The sequence below is a fragment of the Acinetobacter sp. UC24323 genome (genome assembly GCF_024151445.1).
GTDB lineage: Bacteria > Pseudomonadota > Gammaproteobacteria > Pseudomonadales > Moraxellaceae > Acinetobacter > Acinetobacter baumannii.
On the sequence record NZ_JAHIBY010000007.1, the window covers coordinates 100,251 to 126,716 of the forward strand.

Genomic DNA, 26,466 nt, shown 5'->3' on the forward strand with positions numbered 1-26,466 from the left:
ATGTCTGGGGAAAACCACAGCACTTCGTTAGGTAAAGAGAAATGAAGACAAATTCGTTGATTATTGATTTACGCCGTCAATTGCCATGGCATAAACGCTATGCTTCTACAACAAGCACAGCCATGATGTGGGCGGCTTGGTTGTTGTTGTGGCGTCCATTCGTGTTTATCTGGGTATTGGCCGAGCTGCAAAAAACTCATTTAGTACATCGTCTGTTCAGTGCATTCGGTGTAGGTATTGAACATGGTATTACAGCGCTGATTGCTTGTGCAGTCGGGTTGCTACTCTGGAGTCATGTATTGCCTGAACGCCGTGTAGAAGGTAGTGAACTTAACATGAAACAGACAGATGACTATGCGCGCTATTTTGATTTGCCTGTGCAAGAAATTGAGCAGGGCCGTAGCCAAAAAATTACGGTCGTTCACCATAATGAATTTGGTAAAATCATTAGAGTTGAATAAAGTACATTTATAAAAGAAAGCCCACATCATGTGGGCTTTTTTTCGCTAATTTCGGTATATCCATAAGTTTTAAACTGTAGAGCGCAGTGCTTGAGTAGGACTTATTTACCTTTAAAAACAGGAGGTCTTTTTTGCAGCATGGCGAAAACACCTTCTTGAACATCTTCTGTTGTGAGTAAAGGTTGAAGATGGTTTTGCAGTTGGTTAAAAGCCACTTCGTAACCTTCATTGACTGCCTCACGAGCAGAGGCGAGGGTCGCTTTTACAGCAAGTGGTGCAGCTTGCGCGATATGTTCAGCAACTTCTATGGCACGTTTAAGCTCTGTACCTTCTGGACATATTTCTGTAATGAGGTCCATATCAAAAGCTGCTTTGGCATCAAAAGAGTCACCAGTGAGCAAATAGCGCATGGCTTTGGCCCAACCTGCGGCTTGAGTAAAACGTGCAGTTGCTCCGCCAAAAGGTAAGATGCCACGTTGAACTTCCATTTGAGCAAATTGGGTATTTTCACTCGCAATCACAATATCTGCGTTGAGAAATAATTCTATACCAGCGGTATAACAATAACCTTGTACTGCTACTATCAACGGTTTACTAAGCTTTCGGCCTACAGTGCCCCAAGGGTTAATTTCGTTTTCACTAAAATCAAACACACCCGTAGCGAGTTTAGGTTGTAACTCAACTAGGTCTAAACCAGCTGTAAAATGGTCACCGTGAGCAAAAACAATCGCACAGCGCAGGGCGTCATTATTTTCATATTCAGTGAGCGCTAGTGATAAGTCTTTGATCATGTGACTATCAAAAGCATTACGTTTTGCTGCCCGATCTAAGCCAATTAAAAAAATATGTCCGCGAGTTTCACGGCTGACTTTTCCTTCTTGATTTGACATATTTTCATGCTCTTTTATTTGTCTTTCATTATCTTTTAAACAATCATTGAAAAACTAGCAAATAGAAATTGTTAGTAACTCGATCAGTATTTCTTTTGTCTGTACATTGAAATAAATTGATGACATTAGAAAAGAATAAAACCTCAGCCAACGTCATTTTCCATGATTTATTTAAATTAGCAGTTTGCTTCACTTTATATTTTTCTCATAATACGCTGTCAAATTGATCTCAATAAGCAGCTTCTCTTATGTCACCTCTAGAAATTTTCGCGGTCTTAATTAGCCTCATTGGAGTTGGATTAACGGTAATCCGTAATATGTGGTGCTGGCTGTTTAATTTCTTTGCTTTTGTCCTATATGCCTATTTGTTTTACGAATTTAAGCTTTATGGCGAAACGATTTTGCAATTCTTTTTTATGGTCGTAAATTTTTATGGCTTTTACTATTGGCTTAAAGGAAAACAGCAAGATCATGACATTCGAATCGAGCCTATTGCAGTTCAAACAGCTATCATTCAAATGATTATTGCCGCGGTAGGTGGCTTAGTCTTTGGTTTGGTTCTTAAAAACTTTACCGATGCAGCAGTGCCAATGCTTGACTCACAGCTTGCAGCATTTAGTTTGCTTGCAACTTACTGGACCAGCCGAAAGCATATTGCGACTTGGATACTCTGGGTATTTGTCGATATTGTTTATGTCGGCATGTTTATCTATAAAGATTTATTTTTAACAGCCGCTTTATATGCAGCCTTTGTATTAATGGCAGCTTATGGTTGGTATCAATGGGAAAAGGTTAAAAGAAAGCAGAACTTAGGTGCTGGGCAGCTTTAATTGGGAGAATAAGCATGTTGTTGAGTTTAGATGCTTATAGACAACAACAGTTTGATCAAATTGTTGCAAAAATTATGGCTGAGCCTGCAAAATATATAGATTTTAATTCAGTATCGGATTTTTATAACGCTGCTTGGCTCAAGGACTTTCCGCAAGGGACCCAAGTCTCTGCGACAGGTTTAGATGATGGGGCTGAAGAGTTTTATGCCGTAGTACAGTTTAAACAGCAGTACTTAAAGTTTGATATTAAAGAAAATCATTCAACATTGAGTTTTCAGGATATGAATGGTGAAACTTTTAAGCGTAATTTTTAATTGAAGAAATAAGAGTATTAAAAAAAGCGACTTAACGTCGCTTTTTTTAATAGATAAATTTTGAAATTTTATCTGCCGTTGCGATGACTAGAGCAGCGATATCTTCTTTAAAGGTCTTCTCATCATAAGTGGTAATTGGACAACTGACTGAAAGGACAGCCACCATTTTTCCATTTGATTGTTTGAAAATAGGTGCAGCACAAGCAGCCATGTCATGGTTGTAATGTCCCCAGCTCACCATCGACTTTTGAGTTTTTACATAATTTAATTTTTGCAATAACGCTTTTAAACTGGTTGGGGTAAGTTCTGAGTAACTATCCCAGTCATTAAAATTGCGATAGCGTTGTCGTACTTCTGCCTCTGGTAAATCTGATAATAACATTTGACCAATAACTGTAGCATGGGCAGGCCAGCGAGTACCTAAACTAATATTGCTGGTAAACGTACCCATAGATTGAACGTTATTTACAAAAACAATGTGTGTACCTTCTAAAACGGTCAGGTGTACTGCAAGTTTGGTCTGGTCACGTAGTTCTTTCATTAAAGGCGTAGATAAATCAAGTAATGAAAGCTTTGATAAACTGTTAAAACCCAGCTCCATAACTTTTGAATCAAGCGCATATGTTTTTTGTGAAGCCTTTCTTAAGTAACCGCAAGCTTCAAGTGTGTAGATAAGCCGAAATGCACTAGAACGGTTCACTTCCAAAATTTCGGCAATTTCTGTAATCGTCATTTCTTGTGCTTGTTGATTAAATGCTTGCAAGATGGCTAAACCACGCACAAGCCCTGGTACTAAATACCGATCATCATTTTTTGTTGTTTCTGATTCTTGCGAATCTTCTTCAATCTCTAGGCTCATTCGTGTCGTTTTCCTATAAATAAAACAGGGTTCGAATTGGGGCATTATGCTTTATTTTAGAACTATTGTAATTATAAAGATTACATAAAACAATTTTTATATTTAAAACATTGTTTCTAACTTGAAACGTAACAAATTATTTAAAATTTATTAATCAATTGATTTTAATATTTATTTTTACTTTGACAAAAATTAATCAAGAGGATTATGCTTAGCTTGTGTTTTGAAAATCAAATTATGTTTTGTATATAAAACAAAATGAGGACGCAAGGTATGAGTTGGATCTCAGTTTGTCAGCAGGGTGACGTTAGCGAAGATGAGCCGAAAGCCGTCGAAGTTGAAGGGAAAAAAATTGGTGTTTTTTTTGTCGATGAAAATTACTTCGCTATCGAAAATGTTTGCCCTCATGCGTATGCCTTATTAACGGAAGGATTTATCGAAGATCAGACTGTTGAATGTCCATTGCACGAAGCAATTTTTGACATTCAGACAGGTGAGCTAAAAAGTGGACCCGGGTGTAGAAACCTATGTACGTACCCAGTTCGTGTTGAAGGACAGGATATTCAAATTCAACTCTAGTCCTCACATGTACAAGGAAGCAGAACAATGAAGACATTTAATGAAAAGTTGGCAAGCTGGATTCATGCAACGCCGGCAACCGAAGCAGGTATCAACAATATTCAAGTTCCAGGTCAATCTGAATTGTTGGTTTGGCAAACACGTTATAAAGAACCGACTCTCTACGAACAAGACTTTGTAAAGAACTTGATTCAGGCATTTTCTGCGGGCGCAACAGAATTAGATGAGGTTGTTTCTGCACTTAATCAACAGGGTTTCCGTTGTGAATCTGGTGATGAATGGACTTCTGAGAGCTTTACAGAAGAAATGCAACGTTTAGGTTATTGATTCAGGGAAGAATAAAATGAACGCAATCGTATCAACTTCACAAAGCGCTGAAGAATATTTAGAACTTGGTTTACGTGACCAATGGCATCCGGTTTTAGCAAGTTGGGAAGTCGCTGCTAATCCGGTTGGGATTACCCGTTTAGGTGAAAACATTGTGGTTTGGCGTGATGCCGAAGGTCAGGTTCATGCGCTTGAAGATCGCTGTCCACACCGCGGTGCTCGTCTTTCACTAGGCTGGAACTTGGGTGATCGAGTTGCTTGCTGGTATCACGGTGTTGAAGTTCGTGCTGATGGTGTGGTTGCCGATGTGCCAGCCGTTCATGAATGCCCAATGACTGGAACCAAGTGTTTAAAGAGCTATCCGGTCATTGAACAGCATGGTGCAATCTTCATCTGGTTTGGTATCGATGCAAATGAGCAACCCGCACCGCTTGAGTTCCCAGAACAACTGGCAAGTGAAGAGTGGAGTTCATTCCTTTGCCAAGCAGACTGGAAAGTAAACCATCAATATGCCATTGATAACGTCATGGACCCAATGCACGGTACATATTTGCACTGTACTTCACACTCTATGGCAGAAGGTGAACGTACCGCAGAGATGAAACACCGCACAACTGAAAATGGTTTTGTTTTTGAAAAAGAAGGCCAAACAGGTGTGAACTTTGACTGGGTTGAATATGGTTCGACCGGTGCAAGTTGGTTACGTCTTTCAATTCCTTACCGTAAACAGTTTGGTCCGGGCGGTGAATTCTGGATTGTGGGTTACGCAACACCAATTGATGCCAACAATACCCGTGTATTTTTCTGGCGCTGCCGTAAGGTGAGTGGTTGGCAACGTAATGTATGGCGCTTCTTATATCGCAATCATTTAGAACAATTGCATTGGGATGTATTGGAACAAGACCGCATTATTTTAGAAAACCTTGCGCCAAATGCACGTGCACGAGAATTCTTATATCAACACGATGTTGGACTTGCACGTTTACGCCGTTTAATGAAGAAAGAAGCTGAGAAGCAATTAAAGAAAATTGCGGCACTAAATGCATCAAACCGTATTGAGATGCAGGAAGAAGTTCATGGCTAATGTAGCGTTGTTGCAAGGCAAAAAAGTTTTAGTGACTGGTGCTGCACGTGGTTTAGGGCGGGATTTCGCTCAAGCCATTGCTGAGGCAGGCGCTGAAGTTGTGATGGCAGATATTTTGTCTGACTTGGTGCAACAAGAAGCGCAAGCGTTACAGCAACAAGGGCTAAACGTTCATGCAGTAACAGTTGACCTTGCCAATGCAGACTCTATTGAAAATGCGGTTGCAAAAAGCATGGAAGTATTACAAGGACTAGATGGCCTTGTGAACTGTGCAGCGCTTGCAACCAATGTCGGTGGAAAAAATATGATTGATTACGATCCTGAACTTTGGGATCGAGTCATGAATATTAATGTGAAAGGTACATGGTTAATTACAAAAGCGTGTATTCCACATTTAAAACAATCGGCTGCTGGCAAGATTATTAATGTTGCTTCCGATACAGCACTTTGGGGCGCACCGAACCTGATGGCTTATGTGGCGAGTAAAGGTGCAATTGTTGCCATGACGCGTTCAATGGCAAGAGAGTTGGGACAGTTCAATATCTGTGTCAACACATTGTCTCCGGGGCTGACACTGGTTGAAGCAACCGAGTATGTGCCACAGGAACGTCATGATTTATATGTCAACGGAAGAGCGATTCAACGTCAGCAACTTCCACAAGATTTAAATGGAACAGCATTGTATCTACTGTCGGATTTGTCCTCTTTTGTGACAGGTCAAAATATTCCGGTCAATGGCGGTTTTGTCTTTAACTAAGGAGTAGTCAAATGATTACAGGGATCGAGATTTTAAAGTTTGGAGTTGAAGATAGAGCCGCTTCAAACAAGTTTTTGGCAGATTTTGGTTTAAGCCAAAGTACTTCGGATATTGAAGGCACAGATCTTTACCAAACCCAAAATGGCAGCAAAATTTATTTATTTAATTGTGATGATGACCGTTTGCCTGCTGCCATTGAACAAGGTTCAACTTTACGTGAAGTCACTTGGGGCGTTGATAGTCTTCAAGACCTAGAAGACTTGGCAGCTCGTTTGGCCGATGTAGACGGTTTTAAACGTACTGAAAATACAGTTCAGTGTCTTGACCCAAATGGCATGACCATTCGTTTTGAACAAAGTTTTGTAAAAGAAGTACCAGAACTTAAAACGGAAGGTATTAACCAATACGGCAACATTCAACGTGTGAATGCAGCAAGTCCTGTATATGAAAAAGGTCAACCTGTTGCGATTGGACATGTGGTGTTCTTCACACCGGATTTAGCAACTACTGAAAACTTCTATATTGAAAAAGTAGGCTTTCATTTATCTGATGCTTACAAAAATCGCGGTGCATTCTTACGTTGCCGCGGTGAAGGTTATCACCACGATTTATTCTTACTTAGCGTTCCAAATAAACCTGCGGGCCTAAATCACGTTGCATTTGTTGTTCGTGATATTCATGAGGTGATTGGAGGCGGTTTACATATGAACCGTTCAGAGTGGTCAACCTTTATTGGACCGGGACGTCATCCAATTTCTTCTGCTTATTTCTGGTACGTCAACTCACCATTGGGTGGTGCATTTGAATATTACACCAACGATGATTATTTGACCGAAGAATGGCAGCCACGTGTAGAAGAACATCGTCTAGAGCTTTTCACCGAGTGGGCGATTGAAGGTGGTCTTGATGACAAAACCCGCCGTCAGGTAAAGCCTGTGTAACAGGCATTGCTTTACAAGGAAGAAAGGCTATGGAAAAGATAGTAATTGTAGGGGCGGGGCAGGCTGCAGGTTGGGCAGTTAGTACCTTACGTCAAAATGGATATGTGGGTGAAATTCATGTGGTCTCAAATGAAGATCAGGTGTTTTATGAGCGTCCGCCTCTGTCTAAGCAAGTACTTTCAAAAGAAGCAAGTTATGAAAGTTTGAATCTGTTCTCCCCAGAACAGGTTCAAGAGTTCAACATTCAATGGCACAAACCGGAAATTGCAACAAAAGTCGATCGCGAGCAAAAGCAGGTTCATTTAGAAAGTGGACAGGTTTTACCCTATGACAAATTGCTGATTGCAACAGGAAGCCGTGCCCGTGTACCCGTTAATACATGGCAGTTCATTCCTAATGTTGTGACTTTACGAAATGTGCGTGACTGTGAACGTCTGGCTGAAATTTTAAAGAATGCAAAAAATGTTGCTGTGATTGGCGGTGGCTGGATTGGTTTGGAAATCGCTGCAACTGCACGTAAGCAAGGGAAAGATGTTCATATTTTTGAATATGGCGACCGCTTATGTGCAAGAAGTGTGAGTCCGGAAGTTTCTGCATTTTTAAAAAATATGCATGAGGCTCAAGGCACAAAAATTCATTTAGACAGCAAGAGCCTTCACTTAGTGGAAGCACCAGATCAAAAAGTTGAAGTGGTGAACCATCCTCAACATAGCCAGTTATTTGATTGTGTTGTAGTGGGTGCAGGTGCCGAAATTGCGAAAGAGTTAGGCGTGCACGCTGGGCTCGATGTGAAAGATGGCATTGTAGTGAATTGTTTTGGACAAACCTCGGATCAAGACATTTATGCCGCAGGTGATGTCGCGATTCATCCGGGCTTGGGCTATTGCATTCAGTCTTGGGCAAATGCACAAAATCAGGCGATTGCAGCTGCGAAATCAATGCTTGGAATTGAAACTGAATATACCGATATTCCTTGGCTTTGGTCTGATCAATATCACTTTAATATCCAGATTTTAGGTACGTATCAACCTGAAAAAACCAAAGAAGTAGTGATTCGCCAAAGTGGTGAAGATCAGGTGAGCTATTTATATCTGGACCATGAAAATCGCTTGCTGAATATGATTGCCATTAATGACTCGAAGTTAATCAAGCTGGCAAAGCGTTGGATGCAAGCCAATACCGTTTTAGATCCAAAATTATTAGCAGATGCTGAATTTAATGTCATGAAGTTAAAACCGTAAACATTAAATCTGGTTCTCATTACCAAATCGAAGGAATGACACATGAGTAATGAAGAAAAAAGTGGATTAAAGCATTGGGTACCTGCTTTTGTCCTTATGGTGTGTGTAGTACTGGCATTTTTCGACAAGATCAGTATTGCGGTTTTATTTTCAGACCCACATTTTCAAAGCTCGATGGGAATTGCTGAAGATAAAGCCAAGCTCGGATGGCTCATGACAAGTTTTTTACTTGCTTATGGTTTTTCATCAGTCTTTCTAAGCTTTTTAGGCGACATTTTTAACCCAAAGAAAATGCTGTTCTGGAGTGTGACTTCTTGGGGTTTACTCATGCTTTGCATGGGCTTTACCACCAGCTACTCAGGCATGTTGATTTTACGGGTTCTACTCGGTTTGGCAGAAGGTCCGCTATTTGCTTTGGCATATACCATTGTTAAGCAGACTTATACAGACCGTCAGCAGGCACGTGCCTCAACCATGTTCTTACTGGGTACACCGATTGGTGCATTCCTTGGGTTCCCAATTACGGCAGCCGTTCTGGCACACCACGACTGGCACACCACTTTTTTTGTGATGGCTGCGCTCACACTCATTGCAATTTTAAGCATTGTTTTTGGTCTGCGTAACTTGCAACTCAAGAAAACTGTTGAGCTTGAAGGTGAAAGTAAACGTACTAACTTCAAAGGCCATATCGCCAACACCAAAGTACTTGTGAGCAATAGCGCGTTCTGGTTGGTGTGCTTATTCAATATTGCCTTAATGACTTATTTGTGGGGCCTAAACAGTTGGGTTCCTTCTTATCTCATGCAAGACAAAGGATTCAACCTCAAGGAGTTTGGGGTGTATTCAAGCTTTCCATTCATTGCCATGTTAATTGGCGAAGTGGTTGGTGCGTTTTTATCTGACAAATTAGGCCGACGCGCAATTCAAGTATTTAGCGGTTTATTACTCGCGGGCATCTTCATGTATGTGATGGTCATTATGACTGAGCCATTATTGATTATTGCTGCTATGTCTTTAAGTGCTATGGCGTGGGGCTTTGGAGTAGCTGCGGTATTTGCTCTGCTTGCCCGAGTAACCACCTCAAATGTAGGTGCGACAGCGGGTGGAATATTTAACGGTTTAGGCAATTTTGCAAGTGCAATTGCACCTGTACTGATCGGTTACATCGTGATGCAAACACATAGTTTTAATTTGGGAATTACCTTCTTGGCTGCAGTCGCTGTCATTGGGTCGTTGTTCTTGGTTCCTCTTTTAAAACGTTATTAATTCACTGTATAGGAGTTTAAAAAATGACTACACAACAATTCGAATAGTGGAAACAGCCGGAAGGCGCTTCTTTAGAAGATTGGTTAAACACACGTATTGCTCGCTTTGAGACTCGTAAATATGACTTTGAGGCTTTGAAGTTCCAAGCCGATTACGACCCGAAATATCGCCGTGCTCAAATGCGCTATATGGGTACGGGTGCAACTGGTGTTGCAAATGACAGCAATACTGTACCTGCAGAGAACTTTACGTTTTCGACTATGGTGCTACCACCACAGTGTGAAGGTCCTTTGCACATTCACCACGACGTTGAAGAAGTTTTCTTTATGCTCCGCGGCGAAATTGATTTGTTTATTGAGCATAACGGCGAGAAATTCCAGACCCGCTTAAAAGAGCGTGACCTGATTTCAATTCCACCGGGGATCTACCGTGGTTTATTTAACCCAGGTCAAGAAGATGCCTTGATGTGCGTGATGTTGGGAACAGGTAAACCAACAATTCCTAACTATCCACCAGAGCATCCATTGTCTCAAATCAAACGTTAATTGTTTGATGAAGTGAATGAAAGGAAAGAATTAGAAATGATGACACTCATTGAAAAGTTAGCAGAATTTCCGGTGAAAACGGTCAATGTTCAAGGCCAGCAACAAGCCTATCGGGAAGCTGGTCAGGGCGAATACCTTGTGTTGTTGCATGGCATTAGTTCCGGTTCTGCTTCATGGGTAAACCAACTTGAAGTGCTGTCTCATCATTTTCATGTCATTGCCTGGGACGCACCGGGCTATGGCAAATCAGATGAACTTTTAACGGATCAACCGAATGCAACCGACTACGCAAAGCGTTTGGCAGGGTTGTTCGATGCTTTAAAAATTGAAAAAGCAATAGTGGTGGGACACTCATTAGGTGCCTTACAGGGCAGTGCATTTGCTGCACTTTACCCCGAGCGAGTGAAACACTTGGTGGTCGCTAACTTGGCGCAAGGCTACCAACGCCACGATGAACAGACACAAATTCAGGTTTTTGAAAAAAGACCAAAAATGTTGAAAGAACTCGGTGCTAAAGGAATGGCCCAAAGCCGTGGACCTCATTTGATTTATAAACAAGAGCCACAAGCCTTAGCTTTAGTTTCAGAAGTGATGCAGCAGTTGACCTTACAAGGTTTCACACATGCATCTTACTTACTGGCATATGACGAAATACGTAATTATTTAACCGATTTAAAAGTCCCATGCACAGTGATTGCAGGGCAGCAAGATCAAATCACTCCTGCGTTAGGTATACAAGAGCTTGCTCAGGAATTGCAGTTGGAACAGCGCTTCGTCATAGAAGATGCAGGACATTTAAGTTATGTCGACCAACCGCAAGCATTTAACCAAATTATGTTGACGATTCAGGAACAATCGTAAGAGAGATTAAGGATTATGAGCTTCCAAGTTGAAGGAAAAGTTGCAGTTGTTACCGGTGGCTCATCTGGGATTGGGCTGGCTGCTGTTGAAATACTGGTTGCAGAGGGTGCAAAAGTTGCTTGGTGTGGTCGCGATGAAGAACGTTTAAATGCTTCTAAGCACTATATTTTAGAAAAATTTCCACATGCCAATATTTTTACCAAAGCATGTAATGTTTTGAAAAAAGAAGAAGTTCAGCAATTTGCCAAAGAGGTCAAACTCAATTTGGGCAATGTGGACATGCTTATTAACAATGCGGGACAAGGCCGTGTTTCAAATTTTGAAAATACGCAAGATGAAGACTGGATGAAAGAGATTGAGCTGAAATATTTCAGTGTTTTACATCCGGTACGGGCTTTTCTTGACGACTTAAAACAGTCAGCAAATGCCTCAATTACCAATGTGAATTCGTTACTGGCATTGCAACCGGAACCCCACATGATTGCGACTTCATCTGCACGCGCTGCACTGTTGAATTTAACCCATTCGTTGGCGCATGAGTTTACTCAGTATGGCGTTCGTGTGAACTCGATTTTACTCGGAATGGTGGAATCTGCGCAGTGGAAACGCCGTTATGAAACCCGTTCAGATTTAAATCTGTCATGGGAAGAGTGGACCGGCAATATCGCAAAAAATCGTGGCATTCCTATGCAGCGTTTAGGCCGTCCAGAAGAGCCTGCACGTGCTTTAGTTTTCTTGGCATCACCATTGGCATCTTACACCACAGGTTCGGCAATAGATGTCTCGGGTGGTTTTAACAAACATTTATAAATATCAGGTGCTGTCATGAAAAAGTTGATGATGATTGGTTTTGGCGCAATGGCAGCAGAAGTGTATGCCCACTTGCCCCAAGATCTGCAACTCAAGTGGATTGTCGTGCCATCTCGCAGCATTGAAAAAGTGCAATCACAAGTCTCTTCCGAGATTCAGGTGATTTCCGATATTGAGCAATGTGATGGTACGCCAGACTATGTCATTGAGGTGGCAGGTCAAGCAGCAGTAAAAGAGCATGCTCAAAAAGTTTTAGCGAAAGGCTGGACCATTGGACTGATTTCGGTGGGTACTTTGGCTGATAACGAGTTTTTAATTCAGCTTAAACAAACTGCCGAAAAAAATGATGCCCATCTGCATTTACTGGCAGGGGCTATCGCAGGTATTGACGGTATTTCTGCTGCTAAAGAAGGTGGCTTGCAAAAGGTCACTTATAAAGGCTGTAAAAGTCCAAAAAGCTGGAAGGGCAGTTATGCAGAGCAATTGGTCGATTTAGACCATGTTTCAGAACCTACGGTCTTTTTTACTGGAACTGCTCGTGAAGCTGCCATGAAATTTCCGGCCAATGCCAACGTTGCAGCAACGATTGCACTTGCAGGACTTGGAATGGATGAAACCATGGTTGAGTTAACTGTTGATCCAACCATCAACAAAAACAAACACACTATTGTGGCAGAAGGTGGCTTTGGACAAATGACCATTGAACTGGTGGGTGTGCCATTGCCAAGTAACCCGAAAACATCAACTTTGGCTGCGCTTAGCGTGATTCGTGCTTGTCGCAACAGTGTAGAAGCAATACAGATTTAAGAAGGATTTGATCATGGCAAAGGAAATTTATATTGCAGGTGAATGGCGATTAGGCCGTGGTGCAGTCATTCAAAGCCTATTTCCGGCAGATCAGTCGGTAAACGCTGAGCTTTCAACAGCAACGCTTGAAGATGTAAATGAAGCAATTGAAAAAGCAGATCAGGCTTGGCGTCAACCGAGCTGGAGAAACAGCTTGCCGCATGAGCGCGCACGTATTCTCTACAAAGTTGCAGACATTATTGAAGCGCGTGTAGATGAATTATCAAAACTACAAACCCGCGATAATGGTAAGCCTTTAACCGAAACTCGTGGCTTGGTGATGAGTGCTGCGGCAACTGCACGTTATGTTGCAGCTGCATGTGAAACACTAAATGATGAACTCACCACCCAACGTGCTCCAGACTTTATGACCATGAGTGTGCATGAACCTGTAGGGGTTGTGGCAGCTATTACTCCTTGGAACTCTCCAATTGCGAGTGAAGTTCAAAAGCTTGCTCCAGCTTTGGCAGCAGGAAATGCCGTGGTGTTAAAACCAGCAGAAGCAACCTCACTGATTGCTTTAGAACTTGCCAAAATTTTTGAAGAAGCAGGTTTACCAAAAGGCTTACTTAGTGTGTTAGTAGGGCGTGGTTCTGTAATTGGTGACGCAATTGCTCAGCACCCATTGGTTCGTAAAATTTCTTTTACAGGTGGAACAACCACGGGTCGTCATTTGGCACATATTGCCGCAGATAAACTCATTACCACTTCGCTTGAGTTAGGTGGTAAGTCACCAACCATCGTTTTACCGGATGCAGATGTCGAACTGGCTGCTAAAGGTGTGGCTTACGGTATTTTTAGCTCGGCAGGCCAAGCGTGTATTGCAGGTTCTCGCTTGTTTATTCATAGCAGTCTTTACGATCAGTTTTTAACGCGTTTGGTTGAAATAACCAAAGGCTTACGTGTGGGCCATCCGGAACAAGCTGGTGTGCATTTAGGTCCACTGGTCAATGACAAACATTTGCAGTCAGTTGACCGCTATGTACAGCTTGCCAAAAGCGAAGGTGGTCAAGTTCTGATTGGTGGTGAAGCGCTTACGACTGGTGACTATGCCAAAGGAAGCTATTACCTACCAACGATTATCACGGGCTTAAATAACAGTGCTCAAACCTGTCAGGAAGAAATTTTTGGCCCTGTTTTAGTCGTTATGAAGTATGACAACGAGCAAGATTTAATTGCTCAAGCCAATGACAGTTGTTTTGGTCTTGCCGCAGGTATCTGGACTGAAAGTTATCGTAAAGCTTGGCGTATTGCACGTGCATTAGAAGTGGGAACGGTATGGATTAATACCTATAAAAAATTCTCGATTAGTGCGCCGTTTGGTGGCTTTAAAGACAGTGGGATTGGGCGCGAAAAAGGCCGTTTGGGCATTTTATCGTACATGCAACAAAAGAGTATTTATATGGGGCTGAATGAACAGCCTAACCCTTGGTGCGATTAATAAATTCAAGGACTGAAAACAAATTTTGAGGAACAGATATGACTGAACGTGTAAATGTAGGCGAAGCAATCGCAAGAGTTTTAGAAGCGCACCAAGTTGATAGTATTTATGGTGTTATTTCCATCCACAATTTACCTATTGCCGATGCGGTAGGGCGCCGTGAAAAAATGCGCTTTGTTGCAGCACGTGGTGAAGCGGGTGCGGTTACTATGGCAGATGCACACTCACGCTTTAAAGGCCTAGGGGTAGCGTTGACCAGTACAGGTGCTGGCGCTGGTAATGCAGTAGGTTCACTGATTGAAGCAATGAATGCGGGTAGTCCTGTATTGCATTTAACGGGTCAAGTTGAGCGTGAATATCTCGACCGTGATGCAAGCTTCATCCATGAAACCAAAGACCAACTTACATTCTTGCGCGCATCAAGCAAAGCAGCGTTCCGTATCACCAGTCCAGACAATGCTGTTGGCGTGATTCGTGAAGCTATTCGTGTTGCAACCACAGTTCCAATGGGACCTGTCAGTGTTGAATTACCCATTGATGTACAAGCAGCAGAAATTGATTTACCACTTAATCTTGGGCCAGTGAAAGCACTTGAGTTGCCACAGGCAGAGCAAGCTGAAATTGATCTTCTTGTCAGTGAAATCAAAAAGGCAAAACGTCCGATTTTCTGGATTGGCGGTGGAACTTTAAATAGCGTTGCAGAAGTTAAAGCAATTGCAGATTTAGGCATTCCGGTTGTTTCATCGACTCATGCTCGTGGGGTGTTGCCAGATGATCATCCACGTAGTTTAGGTGCTTTCCATAACTCGGCAGGCGTTGAGCAATTATTAAAAGATGCTGACTTGATGGTTGTGGTGGGCTCTCGTTTACGTAGTAATGAAACTAAAACTTATTCGGTTGAATTTCCTGAAAACATTATTCAGGTAGATGCAAACCCAGTAGCTCAGCAACGTAATTACAAAATCCGCAACTTCATTTGTGGCGATGCCAAAGATGTCTTAACACGTGTGTTAGAACAGCTTCAAGGAACTTCAAAAGTTGATGCCGATTACGATGCTGCTGTAGTGGCTGCTAAACAGGCTGCAATTGATGCACTGCGTAAACAAATCGATCAGTACGCTTTAATTTGTGATCACTTACGTGCAGCTTTACCTCAAGACGGTATTTTTGTACGTGATATCACCATGTCGGGTAGTACATGGGGCAGTCGTTTATTCCCGGTACAAACACCAAACCAAAACATCCACTCGCTTGCGGGGGCAATTGGTTTAGGTCTTGCAACAGCAATCGGTGCTTCGATTGCTAACCCTGACAAAAAAGTAATTGGTTTAGTCGGTGATGGTGGCTTAATGCTTGGTATTGGTGAGATTGCAACTATGGTGCAAGAAAACACCAATATGGTCTTAATGATTATGAATGACGGTGGTTATGGTGTAATGCGTGGCATTCAAAATAACTACTTTGGTGGTCGTCAGTATTTCAATGAATTACATACACCTGACTATAAACTCCTTGGTGAATCAATGGGTGTGAAAAGCTGGAAAGTCGGTAGTGCAGATGAGTTTAAAACGGTTATTCAAGAGGCTGTTGCTTTTGAAGGACCAACCGTGATCGAGCTCGATATGAACTCGATTGGACCATTAAACTTCGCGGGTCCACCGCAAAAGAAACTGTATTAACCAGTTTGGATGGTTTAGTACATATGCGATGGGAGCTGCTAAGCCATCCTTTTTTTAGATAAATTTTTTTGTCTAAAAAACAATAAAAACGAAGTTTTACAGGTAAAACAAATAAAGTTCCAGCAGGACGCTGGAACTCAATCAAGGATGTAGAGATGAAAAAGACTTCATTGATCATGGCATTCATTGCACCGCTTACGCTGGGGGTAAGCGTCAATGCATTTGCAAAAGACTCATTGCTTGAATGGAAAAGTGATGATGGCACAGATTCATTAAAGTTAGGTGGGGTGGTTCGGTTAAATCAACGTTATGAAGATTGGGAAGGGCCAAACCGCGGTTTCGGTAAACTCTATTTTGATATTTTCAGGGTAGATCTCAAAGGTAAGTTTGATGATGCCTATATCAACGCCAGCTATCTATTTCAAGACCAACAGAAAACGTCCATTGAAAAAGCGTACGTGGGCTATAACCTAGATGCCAATAATAGCATTGAAGCGGGTTTGGTTTATAAACCATTTACGATTTATCCCTATCCGCAAAATGGCTGGACCTATCATATTCCATTCTTTTTAGGATATGGCAATAACATTGCACCAGGGATCAACTGGAATTATCACAACAAAGATTGGGATGTAAAACTCGGTTATTACCCGCAAATGTTAGAAACCAACTTGCGTTATTCACCTGAAAGTGCAACTTATGATGACTTGCAAGAAAATGCATTTCCATCTCAAAAAGCTTATCAGAATGAAAAACGTCATCAGTTTAATACCCGCATTGTGCGCAAGTTAGAAACTGATTTCGGTAAGCAAGAGTTTGGTGTCTCGGGTGCAATCGCTCAGCTACATAACAAAGTGACTGATAAAGACGGTAAATATTATGCAGTCGGTTTGCATACCGAAAACAACTACAAACGCTTTAACTTACAAAGTTCGGTCATTCACTATCAGTACGATGCTAAAAATCCGGATGGTGTAAATAGTGACATGACCTTAATGGGCAATAATGGTTTTACACCTGCTTATTTCATTGCTTCGGAAGGAACCATTGCCAGTTTAAACCTTGCCTATACGTTGCCTGTGACCAATATGGGCAAGCTAAAAGCCATTAAGTTTTATAATGATTATAGTTATCTTGATAAAAAACGTGATGATTGGTCAGACTCGCAAATGAATACCACAGGAATGATGTTTATTGCTTCACCATTTATGGTTTGGGCAGATTATACCTGGGGGAAAAACTCTAACATTATTGGTGGGGCAACCAACTCAACAGGGTATACCTCTGCAATTTCACCAAACAGCGATAAATGGCTATACCGTATTAACTTTAATATCGGCTTTACTTTCTAAAGTAAGCAATATTAAAAAAACCACGCAATCGGCGTGGTTTTTTTATTTAATAAGTGAAAATTTTTAATACCTGTTTTTTTCAAACTTATTCCAAAACACAAAGGCAGTTACAAAGGCCAAAATTGTTAGCGCGAAAATATAATACATCGCACCAATATCACTATATTGACTGAGCCAATGAACTAAAGGCAGCGTCATACCGCCAACAATTGCATACGATAAATTATAAGAAAATGAAATGCCCGAGAAACGCACAGGCGCGGGGAACATTTTAACCATACTGCTCGACACCATGCCGACAGTACCTGAGCATAGACCTAACAACATATATAAACCAAAAATAGTTGAATGTGCCGCATGACCTAAACTGTTATAAAAAACTGCCGCTGTAAGTGCCACGGCAAGCGCACCGACCATCATGACTTTGCCACAGCCAAAACGGTCAGCAAAATAGCCTGCTAAAATACAGCCCACCATTTGCATGACAATGGCTGCACTTTGCATTTCAAAAGTCTGTGCGCGCTCAAAGCCAAATGAACCAATCAACAAATTTGGCATGGCTAAAATCACCACCACCACACATCCCGTTAAAAACCATGTAAATAACATGCCAATTGCAACGGCTGTTTTATGCGTTTTTAAGACTTGTTTTACAGGCATTTCTTTAGAAATTTCTTTACGGGCCTGCATGGCTTTAAACACAGGGGTTTCTTTCAAATACGTTCTTAAATAAAGTGCAACGAGTCCAAAAATACCACCCACAATGAAAGGAATACGCCACGCCCAGTCATGGATTTGTCCTTCACTAAAATTAAGTGAAATCCATAAAGACATGAGCGCGCCTAGTAAAATTCCTAAAGACAGTCCGGCAGTTAATAAACCATTTGCTAGTCCGATTTTTCTTTCAGGCACGTGTTCAGATACAAAGGTCCATGCAGCTGGAATTTCACCCCCAATCGCAATCCCTTGTACCACACGCATAAGTAACAAAAGTAGGGGTGCCAAATATCCGATATTTTCAAAAGTGGGCAAAATCCCGATAAACAGGGTAGGCAGCGCCATCAGCAAAATAGAAAGCGAAAATAGTTTTTTACGCCCCACCAAATCACCAAAATGGGCCATGACAACCCCGCCTAAGGGCCTAAAAAAATAACCTGCTGCAAAAATGCCATAAGTATTGAGCATGGCCCAAAACGGACTAAGCGTGCTTGGGAAAAAGAGGTCGGAAATGATTTTGGCGTAAAACACATAAATCACAAAATCGTAAAACTCTAAAGCTCCACCCAATGAAGAAAGGGCAAGAGTTCGTTTATCTTCTTTATTAAGATAGTTCGCGTCCTGCAAAGTTAAGTCCTGATCCATTTTTTACTTAATTGTTGTAATTGAAGTTTGGATATTAATGGAAAAGTGAAATAAAAGTAAATGGAGGAAATTTGTTCTATAGGGCAACGCAGATTGGACTTACGCAGATCAAAAAGCTTTAAAACAAAAAACGCTTTAGATAAAACAAAAACAGATGTAGGAATGACTTTTCTTTTGGGGCGTTCAGCGACACAATAAAACTTGTCATAGCCAGTTTAATAAGAGATTCAAAGGATGAGTGTGGTTTTACCTGTCGCGAAGCGTGGTGAAGATATTTTAAAACTAATTGCGGCTCCTGTTTCTGCAAATGAGTTAAACAGTAATTGGCTTTATCAGCTTGCTGATGCTATGCATGCGACAATGCTTGAGCGCAATGGAGTGGGGATTGCTGCACCGCAAGTTTATATCTCTAAACGCGTTATTATTGTGGCTTCTCGACCAAATCCACGCTATCCGGATGCGCCTGAAATGAATGCTGTGGTCATGGTAAATCCAGAAATTTTAGAATTTTCGAGTGAAACGTGTTTGGGCGAAGAAGGCTGCTTAAGTGTACCGGATGAGCGTGGACAAGTTGAACGTGCAGAAATGGTCAAGGTGAAATACTTAACACTTCAGGGTGAAGCAGTTGAAACAATTTTTCACGGTTTTCCTGCTCGTATTGTTCAACACGAGGTCGATCATTTAAATGGAATCTTGTTTGTAGAAAGAATAAGCTAATCTTCAGTTTAAAGTTTTGAAAAACCTATAATGAGCTTGAAATAAATAAGAGAACAGAATTAAAATATTTATATCGTGATTTTTAACTCATTACAAAAGATATAATTTTAATATTATCAGCAGGTTGTGCTGAAATTTTGCGCGATGTTGTAAATCTCCTCATTTAAGGTTACTGACCATGAAAACCCCTCTCCCAGATTATTTGGCAAATGTTATAGAAGCCTGTGACATCGATAACAGCGGTCATCTCGCCGATTATATTCCTGAGTTGGCCAATGCAAACCCAAATCGATTAGCTTTAGCAATGTCTACGGTAGATGGTGAAATTTATTCGGTCGGCGATGATGATGTTGAATTCACCATACAATCGATTTCTAAACCTTTTGTGTATGCTTACGTTTTACAACAACTTGGCATTGATGCAGTTCTTGCGAAAGTAGGGGTAGAGCCTTCGGGGGAAGCATTCAATGAAATCTCCTTGGGTAAAGATGGTCGTCCAAAAAACCCGATGATTAACTCTGGCGCAATTACTGTACATTCCTTGATTCAGGTCAAACATGGTTTGCATAGTGCAGAAATTCTACGCCGTTTTATGAGCGAGCTTGCTGGTCGCGAATTAAGTTTTGATGAGTCTGTTTATGATTCGGAAGTCAAAACCGCCTACCGTAATCTTTCGATCGGTTATATGTTGCGAACGGTGGGAATTTTAGAAACTGACCCAGTCGATATTGTGAATGGTTACATTCGTCAATGTGCGATCATGGTTACAGTTAAAGATCTGGTACGTATGGGCAGTGTACTTGCCAATGGTGGGGTTGACCCTAAAACTGGAAAACGCCTCTTGAACCGATCTGTGGTTAGACAAGTGCTCAGTGTCATGATGAGCTGTGGTATGTACGATGCAGCAGGCGACTGGCTTTCAACAGTAGGCATTCCTGCTAAAAGTGGAGTAGCAGGTGGTATTTTGGGGGTGTTACCGGGGCAGGTCAGTATCGCTGCTTTTTCACCTCGACTAGATGAGCATGGTCATAGTGTTCGAGGTATCGATATTTTAGAGCGATTATCTCGTGACATGGGGCTACACCTCATGGAAGGTACACCTTCTGCACAAACGATTGTACAAAGTCATTACCGCACAGGAAAAGATGCATCATTAAGTGTGTATGTGCTTCGAGGTGTATTGAAGTTTACCGAAGCTGAAATGTTGTTGCGTATTTTACAAGACGAGACCACTGACCAAAGCACAATCGTGATTGATTTAACCCAGATTTCACTTATCCACGATGTGGGTAAACGTATGTTCTTAGAAGGTGTAGATCGTCTGATTGATGATGGTCATACCCTTGTTTTGGTTGATCCTGAACAGCGCCTAGATCATGCGAGAACCGCTAAAGATCGAGAACTTCATGTTTATCATGATTTCGATGATTTATTAGAAAAGCATGAGATCCGCTCTAAAAAAAAGACTTATAGCGACATCGCGGCACTTCTAAATTGTTGAGGTGTTTTTCCTAGATGTCGCTTAAACATTGCACTGAACGCGCTGGGGTTGGTATACCCCAGTGACTCTGAAATTTGGGCAATAGATTCGCCATTCGCGATTTTACTCAAGGCAAGTGCAATATGCATTTGCTGTACCCATGCCCGATAAGACAGCCCCGTTTCTTTTTGAAACATGCGCATTAAAGTTCTAGAACTCGCACCAATATCATCGGCCCAATCTGTTAAATCTTTTGAACTGTCAGGCGTATGTAATAACTCTTGACAAATTTTTAATAATCGTTTGTCTTTCGGCCACGGAATCTGAATAGGCAACAAATTGGCCCGATGGATTTCTTCAAAAATCAAAATTTGTAAAGAACGGGAAAGTTCTTGAGAAGTGGCCGTATTTGGAGCATCTTCTCGTTCAATTTCATTTAAACGTATTAAAAGCTCATGCAACAGGTTGCTTACTCGAATAATAAAGCAATGTTGTCCCATGAGTGCGGCTGCATTTACTTCAACCAACGCCGTATTTAACTTCACGTGACTCAGTGAAATCACACTGTGCTCTACATTTGCCGGAATCCATAACGCACACATGGGCGGCACAATCCAGACATGATTAGGTGTAAACACCTGAATGTTGCCAGTGGACGCATATAAAAACTGAGCACGTGTATGCGTGTGGGTAGGCGTGATTTCTCGGTAAGAATGTTCAGAAGAGAGTCCAATTACCAGTTCAGACAAATCGGACTGAATAAGAGAATCGGACATAAGCTATCCTAAAAGTTGTCACTTATACAATGATTATTGGAAGATAACTTTATAAGCGACAATTTACAATAAGCATCTCATTTAAAAATATTGGAGTTTTTCAGGTATGACGTCTTCAATACAATTGAAAGATGGTATTGCCAATACCGTTGCAAATGATCAGTCTCAAGGAATGATTATTAAAATTGTAGGCGCCGTGGCGGTTGCACATTTACTGAACGATTTAATTCAGGCAGTGCTACCAGCCATCTATCCAATGCTAAAAGCAAACTTTGCGCTGAGTTTTGCGGAGGTTGGCCTGATTTCGTTTGTATATCAAATTACAGGTTCGCTGCTACAGCCTTGGATTGGACTTTATACCGATAAACATCCAAAACCGTATCTTCTCCCACTTGGAATGGTCGTCACATTCTGCGGCATTATCTTGTTAGCCTTTTCGCCAAGTTTTGCCGTGTTGTTATGTGCATCTGCACTGATTGGGGTAGGGTCTGCCACCTTTCATCCAGAAGCTTCGCGTGTGGCGCGTATGGCATCAGGTGGGCGCTTCGGTACAGCTCAGTCGACTTTCCAAGTGGGCGGAAATACAGGTACTGCCATTGGTCCATTATTAGCAGCATTATTAATTGTTCCATTTGGGCAGCATGCAGTTGCGGGCTTGGTGATATTTGCACTTTTAGCGATTTGGGTTTTATTCGGTGTAAGCCGCTGGACAGTAAACCATGCTAAAAGTCAGGTGGTTACACGTGCTACGCAAGCACATACCAAATTGCATGGCCGTAAGCTCATTATCGCCTTGGGCACAATTAGTGTGTTGATGTTTGCTAAATTTACTTACATTGCCAGCATTAGTAACTATTTTACTTTTTATTTAATTCAAAAGTTCCATATTAGTATTCAAACAGCTCAATTACACTTATTTGCTTTTTTGGCAGCTGTGGCTGTAGGTACATTTGCGGGTGGCCCAATTGGCGATAAGATCGGCCGTAAAGCTGTGATCTGGGTTTCATTTGTTGGCATGGCGCCGTTTGCATTAATGATGCCGTATGCAAACTTATTTTGGACAACGGTTTTCTCAATTATTGCAGGTTTGGTGTTGTCATCTGCTTTTGCAGCGATGGTGGTTTATGCACAAGAAGCTGTTCCGGGCCGTGTAGGCATGATTGCAGGTTTAATGTTTGGCCTTATGTTTGGGGTCAGTGGTATTGCCGCAGCGGGGCTAGGGCATTTAGCAGATATTAACGGCATTGAATGGGTATTTGGTTTATGTTCATTGTTGCCATTACTTGGTTTTGCAACTGCACTTTTACCAAACACAAAAGTTAAATAAATGAAAAGACTCTCAGCCATATTCAGCTGAGAGTCTTTTTAATATGAACATAGCCTCATTAGAAAGACTATTTTTGAACACCAAACTTAAATACGGTAACACTGTTATAAGTTTGATTTGGGTTTAAACGTGTAGACGGGAAAGCCGGTTGATTCGGGCTATCTGGAAAATGCTGTGTTTCTAATGCTAGCGCGTCTGCTTGTCGATAGAGCACACCATTTGCGCCAACAATATTTCCTAATAAATGATTGGCTGTATACATTTGGACACTTGGTTCAGTGGTTAAAACCTGCATGGTTCGTTTAGATTTTGGATCAACTACAACAGCCGCAAGATTGAGTTTCCCTTGAGACTTTTGATTAATTACCCAAGTTTGGTCATAGCCATATCCATAGGCCAATTGCTGATTATTCGCTCGAATATCTTTCACAATCGCCTTAGGCGTCCGAAAATCAAAAGGCGTACCTGCAACTGAAGCAATTTCACCTGTTGGTAAAGAGTTTTGATCGGTTACCAATATACGGTCTGCATTGAGTTGTACCACATGATCTAGCACGCCATAAGGATTGTTCCCAGCACCTGATAAGTTGAAATAACTGTGGTTGGTGAGGTTGACGACTGTAGGCTGATCAGTTTTGGCTTTATATTCAATCTTAAATTCATTTTGATCTGAAAGACTGTAGATCACTTCTACATCTAATTTTCCGGGAAAACCTTGATCTCCATTTGGACTGGTTAACTTCAGAGAAGCTTTAACAGTTTCACCTTTAGAAACGAGGGGTTTAACTTGCCAAACACGTTTATCAAAACCAGGATTGCCGCTATGTAATGAGTTCGGGCCATTATTTTTTTCGAGGTTATACGTTTTTCCATCTAAGCTAAATTTAGCATTGCCAATCCGGTTCGCATAACGACCAATTAATCCGCCAAAATGAATGCCTTCCTTGGTATCAGTGACTTCATAGCCTTTTAGATTATCGAAGCCCAAAACGATATTATTTTGTTTGCCTTGGGCATCGGGAGTCAAAATCTGGGTAATTACACCACCAAAACTAATAAAAGATATCGAGACTCCATTGTTATTACTCATGGTGTATAGATCAACTTTTTGGCCGTCTTGAGTCGTACCATATGGTTTTACATTTAACGTTGCTGCATTGGTAAGTTGTGCAAAGCTATAAACCGTAACACCTAAAATTGCTAATTTTTTCATGCTTATACTCTATTTTGTAATAGTAAGACTGGATGAATATAAGATTGATTTTTCATCTTTTTAAAGAGGTTTTTATTATATATAGTGTTAATAATAATCGATCAGTTAATGCTGAGTAGTGAACAGCTGATACCATTTAGGGTTATAAACAAATTAATTTTATTAGCAAACTTCAGCAGTAAGCTATTTTTATGAATCATCCTAATTCAATTTTAAAATTTTCACTTGGTCTAAGTAGTCTCTCGTTTGATGTAGACAGCCAGCACATTCACGTTGAGCAGGGCTTAGGTTTTATTAATTCAAAAAGTATCAGCAATAGTGTTATTGATGAGCTTGCGATTGAAAAGATGATTTATTTTATTGAAGAAATCATCGAGTCACAGCCACTCAGAAATCTCAATATAAATGGTATAGCCGTTACGGCTGATACCGCCATGGCACAACTGAGTAAGTTATTTTTTAGTGCTAAAAAGCAAATCAGCCGTACTGAGCTTGAGCATGGATTTAATGATTTTATTGAACGTTTGAGTTACTACACAAACCAAGTGGTTCCAAATCAGCTTTATATTTTTACCTACTTTGTATTTATTCGAGAGATGATGCATCACTTACGAGTTGAGGAAATTCAGATCCTTTAAGAAATGATTTCTCAGCCTGCCAATTCATCATGAATCCAGTTTAAAAATAACTCAATTTTAGGAATAAATTGGTGGGTTCGTGGATATACCAAGTGATGAGCAGAGATTGGAATCGATAGCTCATCTGCAAAAACTCTAACCAACTTTCCAGATTCTAAATAATTTTGGGTAAGCAAATTACTTTCTAAAACAAAACCTAGCCCGTGTGTGGCCGCCTCAAGTGACATATAAGAGCGGTCAAAACTCAAAGTGTAGGGAAACTCAGGAATGCTTAAACCCTGATGGGCAAACCATTGGGGCCAAGTAACTAAAGTTGAACGCGATAAAATTAGTTCTTTCTTTAATAAATCTTGAGGTTTATGAACTGGACTACGTTCCAGTAGCTTAGGGGACGCAAGCACTTCAAGCTTTTCATTACGAATGGTTCTGATTTCTACCCCTGTCCAGTTGGGTAAACCATGACGAATATCAATATCGATCTTATCGCGGGTAAAGTGCAAATTTTCATACGAACACGATAGGTTAACCTGAATCATGGGGAACTTTTCTTTAAATGACTCGAGGCGAGGGAGCAACCAAAGCAAACCAAAACTTGGAGATGAGTGAATATATAAACTGTCTTTAGGACTTTTATCGGCAGCTTTTTCAGTGGCTAACATCAGGTTATGCAAAATGGTGGTGACATCTTGAAAATAGCGCTCACCAGAAGGGGTAAGCGTCACACCACGCGCACCACGAATAAATAAACTCTGCCCAATCATTTCTTCAAGCTTAGCAATTTGATGACTCACTGCTGAAGGCGTGAGATTCAAATGCTCGGCTGCCTTAGCAACATTGCCGAAACGAGCGGTTTGTTCAAAAGCCTGTAATGTTTTAATTGAGGGCATCTGGTTGAAATTGTTTTCACTGCTATCCATGAAATGATCCGTTTTTATCCCTAAAACTTATTTGAAAATAGCATAGGCGTGAATTTTTTTCATGCCTTGTTGAATTCGACATGATTGCTGGGCTTTGTGAAAAAAGACATTCTAAGTCAGAACTCAGGAAATAAAGCGTAAAAGAGGATTCAACATGTTACTACAAGGAAAAGTGGCATTAATTACGGGTGCAGCATCAGAACGTGGAATTGGTCGAGCAACCGCAGAAATCTTTGCACAACAAGGTGCCAAAGTCATTATTGTTGATTTAGATCTTGCTCATAGCCAAAACGCTGCAAAGGCGCTTGGCGAAGGACATATGGGTCTTGCTGCAAACGTTGCGAACGAAGAACAGGTCAAAGTAGCTGTTGAACAAGCACTACAGCACTATGGCAAGATTGATATTTTAATTAACAATGCTGGTATTACTCAGCCAGTTAAAACCCTCGATATTCAACGCAGTGACTATGACCGTATTTTAGATGTCAGCCTGCGCGGAACACTGATTATGTCGCAAGCTGTTATTCCATCAATGAAGGCAAATGGTGGTGGAAGCATTGTCTGCCTATCTTCAGTTTCAGCACAGCGCGGCGGTGGTATTTTTGGCGGGCCACACTATAGTGCTGCTAAAGCTGGCGTGTTAGGTCTGGCAAAAGCGATGGCTCGTGAGTTTGGTGGTGACCAGATTCGTGTAAATTCTCTTACTCCAGGTCTAATCCAGACTGATATTACTGGCGGTTTAATGAATGATGACCGTCGTCACGACATTTTGGCAGGTATTCCACTTGGCCGTTTAGGTAAAGCGCAAGATGTTGCAAATGCGGCATTATTTTTGGCAAGTGATCTGTCAGCTTACTTAACTGGTGTCACACTTGATGTAAATGGTGGCATGCTGATTCATTAACGCTTGTCATTTAAAAACTAAAAATAGAATGATGGTCACAAGAGGATAC

Annotated in this window: 27 protein-coding genes and 1 pseudogene; 22 read left to right on the plus strand and 6 right to left on the minus strand. The window is 41.2% G+C overall.

Going from position 1 to position 26,466, the window contains the following annotated elements; translation table 11 throughout:
- The first annotated feature begins 41 nt into the window (after positions 1-41).
- Positions 42-461, plus strand: coding sequence for a poly-beta-1,6-N-acetyl-D-glucosamine biosynthesis protein PgaD (pgaD, locus tag KNQ97_RS10960; protein WP_000856365.1), 420 nt, complete (start codon positions 42-44; stop codon positions 459-461).
- A gap of 101 nt (positions 462-562) precedes the next feature.
- Here pgaD and KNQ97_RS10965 read toward each other — a convergent pair whose 3' ends face one another.
- The gene (locus KNQ97_RS10965; RefSeq protein ID WP_031962940.1) at positions 563-1,351 is read right to left on the minus strand and encodes a crotonase/enoyl-CoA hydratase family protein; all 789 of its coding nucleotides are present in this window, start codon (positions 1,349-1,351) and stop codon (positions 563-565) included.
- A gap of 248 nt (positions 1,352-1,599) precedes the next feature.
- On the opposite strand from KNQ97_RS10965, the gene pnuC reads away from it, so the two are divergent.
- Complete coding sequence (gene pnuC, locus KNQ97_RS10970; RefSeq protein WP_038347474.1) at positions 1,600-2,181, plus strand: nicotinamide riboside transporter PnuC; 582 nt, start codon at positions 1,600-1,602, stop codon at positions 2,179-2,181.
- 14 nt (positions 2,182-2,195) lie between these two features.
- Positions 2,196-2,495 (plus strand): hypothetical protein, encoded by a 300-nt coding sequence (locus tag KNQ97_RS10975; RefSeq protein ID WP_058062294.1) that lies wholly within the window; start codon positions 2,196-2,198, stop codon positions 2,493-2,495.
- 46 nt (positions 2,496-2,541) lie between these two features.
- On the opposite strand, the gene KNQ97_RS10980 is transcribed toward KNQ97_RS10975, so the two are convergent.
- Positions 2,542-3,354 carry an IclR family transcriptional regulator gene (locus KNQ97_RS10980; protein WP_000051057.1) on the minus strand — a complete coding sequence of 271 codons (813 nt, stop codon included), beginning with the start codon at positions 3,352-3,354 and terminating at the stop codon, positions 2,542-2,544.
- A 273-nt stretch (positions 3,355-3,627) separates the two neighbouring features.
- Here KNQ97_RS10980 and KNQ97_RS10985 point away from each other — a divergent pair, with 273 nt between their 5' ends.
- The 14 genes and pseudogenes from KNQ97_RS10985 (at position 3,628) to KNQ97_RS11050 (ending at position 17,083) form a co-directional block, all read left to right on the plus strand.
- Positions 3,628-3,933 (plus strand): non-heme iron oxygenase ferredoxin subunit, encoded by a 306-nt coding sequence (locus KNQ97_RS10985; RefSeq protein WP_000118514.1) that lies wholly within the window; start codon positions 3,628-3,630, stop codon positions 3,931-3,933.
- 27 nt (positions 3,934-3,960) lie between these two features.
- Positions 3,961-4,260: a recombinase-like helix-turn-helix domain-containing protein gene (locus KNQ97_RS10990; protein ID WP_000847096.1), complete on the plus strand. Its 300-nt coding sequence runs from the start codon at positions 3,961-3,963 to the stop codon at positions 4,258-4,260.
- A gap of 16 nt (positions 4,261-4,276) precedes the next feature.
- Complete coding sequence (locus tag KNQ97_RS10995) at positions 4,277-5,344, plus strand: aromatic ring-hydroxylating dioxygenase subunit alpha (protein WP_079548225.1); 1,068 nt, start codon at positions 4,277-4,279, stop codon at positions 5,342-5,344.
- Positions 5,337-6,101: an SDR family oxidoreductase gene (locus tag KNQ97_RS11000; RefSeq protein ID WP_004842113.1), complete on the plus strand. Its 765-nt coding sequence runs from the start codon at positions 5,337-5,339 to the stop codon at positions 6,099-6,101. Before KNQ97_RS10995 ends, KNQ97_RS11000 begins: the two co-directional genes overlap by 8 nt.
- Positions 6,102-6,112: 11 nt before the next feature.
- Positions 6,113-7,042: a VOC family protein gene (locus KNQ97_RS11005; protein WP_103236077.1), complete on the plus strand. Its 930-nt coding sequence runs from the start codon at positions 6,113-6,115 to the stop codon at positions 7,040-7,042.
- A 29-nt stretch (positions 7,043-7,071) separates the two neighbouring features.
- Positions 7,072-8,283 carry an NAD(P)/FAD-dependent oxidoreductase gene (locus tag KNQ97_RS11010; protein WP_000411880.1) on the plus strand — a complete coding sequence of 404 codons (1,212 nt, stop codon included), beginning with the start codon at positions 7,072-7,074 and terminating at the stop codon, positions 8,281-8,283.
- 42 nt (positions 8,284-8,325) lie between these two features.
- Complete coding sequence (locus KNQ97_RS11015) at positions 8,326-9,549, plus strand: MFS transporter (RefSeq protein ID WP_000064049.1); 1,224 nt, start codon at positions 8,326-8,328, stop codon at positions 9,547-9,549.
- 23 nt (positions 9,550-9,572) lie between these two features.
- A pseudogene (locus KNQ97_RS11020) lies at positions 9,573-10,094 on the plus strand (cupin domain-containing protein).
- 36 nt (positions 10,095-10,130) lie between these two features.
- Positions 10,131-10,955 carry an alpha/beta fold hydrolase gene (locus tag KNQ97_RS11025; RefSeq protein WP_000988617.1) on the plus strand — a complete coding sequence of 275 codons (825 nt, stop codon included), beginning with the start codon at positions 10,131-10,133 and terminating at the stop codon, positions 10,953-10,955.
- Between the two features lie 15 nt (positions 10,956-10,970).
- On the plus strand, positions 10,971-11,765 hold the full coding sequence (locus KNQ97_RS11030) for an SDR family oxidoreductase (RefSeq protein WP_000009973.1): 795 nt from the start codon (positions 10,971-10,973) through the stop codon (positions 11,763-11,765).
- Between the two features lie 15 nt (positions 11,766-11,780).
- On the plus strand, positions 11,781-12,572 hold the full coding sequence (locus KNQ97_RS11035) for an aspartate dehydrogenase (protein WP_079548227.1): 792 nt from the start codon (positions 11,781-11,783) through the stop codon (positions 12,570-12,572).
- A 13-nt stretch (positions 12,573-12,585) separates the two neighbouring features.
- Positions 12,586-14,052: an aldehyde dehydrogenase gene (locus KNQ97_RS11040; RefSeq protein ID WP_016144598.1), complete on the plus strand. Its 1,467-nt coding sequence runs from the start codon at positions 12,586-12,588 to the stop codon at positions 14,050-14,052.
- Positions 14,053-14,090: 38 nt separating this feature from the next.
- The gene (locus KNQ97_RS11045; protein WP_005111834.1) at positions 14,091-15,731 is read left to right on the plus strand and encodes a thiamine pyrophosphate-binding protein; all 1,641 of its coding nucleotides are present in this window, start codon (positions 14,091-14,093) and stop codon (positions 15,729-15,731) included.
- A gap of 155 nt (positions 15,732-15,886) precedes the next feature.
- Complete coding sequence (locus KNQ97_RS11050) at positions 15,887-17,083, plus strand: hypothetical protein (protein ID WP_253612219.1); 1,197 nt, start codon at positions 15,887-15,889, stop codon at positions 17,081-17,083.
- 63 nt (positions 17,084-17,146) lie between these two features.
- Here the strand turns inward: KNQ97_RS11050 and KNQ97_RS11055 are convergent, their stop codons facing one another.
- Entirely contained in the window at positions 17,147-18,445 is a 1,299-nt protein-coding gene (locus KNQ97_RS11055) for an MFS transporter (RefSeq protein WP_000371741.1), read from the minus strand.
- Positions 18,446-18,679: 234 nt separating this feature from the next.
- Here KNQ97_RS11055 and def point away from each other — a divergent pair, with 234 nt between their 5' ends.
- Together def and KNQ97_RS11065 are read left to right on the plus strand one after the other, a co-directional pair.
- Positions 18,680-19,162: a peptide deformylase gene (gene def / locus KNQ97_RS11060; protein ID WP_000117817.1), complete on the plus strand. Its 483-nt coding sequence runs from the start codon at positions 18,680-18,682 to the stop codon at positions 19,160-19,162.
- A 178-nt stretch (positions 19,163-19,340) separates the two neighbouring features.
- The gene (locus KNQ97_RS11065) at positions 19,341-20,663 is read left to right on the plus strand and encodes a glutaminase (RefSeq protein WP_000856715.1); all 1,323 of its coding nucleotides are present in this window, start codon (positions 19,341-19,343) and stop codon (positions 20,661-20,663) included.
- Here the strand turns inward: KNQ97_RS11065 and KNQ97_RS11070 are convergent.
- Entirely contained in the window at positions 20,630-21,418 is a 789-nt protein-coding gene (locus tag KNQ97_RS11070) for a helix-turn-helix transcriptional regulator (protein ID WP_001285119.1), read from the minus strand. The genes KNQ97_RS11065 and KNQ97_RS11070 overlap by 34 nt on opposite strands.
- Positions 21,419-21,524: 106 nt before the next feature.
- On the opposite strand from KNQ97_RS11070, the gene KNQ97_RS11075 reads away from it, so the two are divergent.
- The gene (locus tag KNQ97_RS11075; protein WP_253612220.1) at positions 21,525-22,745 is read left to right on the plus strand and encodes an MFS transporter; all 1,221 of its coding nucleotides are present in this window, start codon (positions 21,525-21,527) and stop codon (positions 22,743-22,745) included.
- A gap of 67 nt (positions 22,746-22,812) precedes the next feature.
- On the opposite strand, the gene KNQ97_RS11080 is transcribed toward KNQ97_RS11075, so the two are convergent.
- The gene (locus KNQ97_RS11080) at positions 22,813-23,958 is read right to left on the minus strand and encodes an aldose epimerase family protein (protein ID WP_253612221.1); all 1,146 of its coding nucleotides are present in this window, start codon (positions 23,956-23,958) and stop codon (positions 22,813-22,815) included.
- A 191-nt stretch (positions 23,959-24,149) separates the two neighbouring features.
- Between KNQ97_RS11080 and KNQ97_RS11085 the strand changes: the two genes are divergently transcribed.
- Positions 24,150-24,596, plus strand: a complete 447-nt coding sequence (locus KNQ97_RS11085) for a hypothetical protein (protein ID WP_032030468.1) — start codon at positions 24,150-24,152, stop codon at positions 24,594-24,596.
- A gap of 11 nt (positions 24,597-24,607) precedes the next feature.
- On the opposite strand, the gene KNQ97_RS11090 is transcribed toward KNQ97_RS11085, so the two are convergent.
- Positions 24,608-25,483 (minus strand): LysR substrate-binding domain-containing protein, encoded by an 876-nt coding sequence (locus KNQ97_RS11090; RefSeq protein ID WP_086223974.1) that lies wholly within the window; start codon positions 25,481-25,483, stop codon positions 24,608-24,610.
- Positions 25,484-25,667: 184 nt separating this feature from the next.
- Between KNQ97_RS11090 and KNQ97_RS11095 the strand changes: the two genes are divergently transcribed.
- Positions 25,668-26,417, plus strand: coding sequence for an SDR family NAD(P)-dependent oxidoreductase (locus tag KNQ97_RS11095; RefSeq protein ID WP_216147823.1), 750 nt, complete (start codon positions 25,668-25,670; stop codon positions 26,415-26,417).
- Positions 26,418-26,466 lie beyond the last annotated feature (49 nt).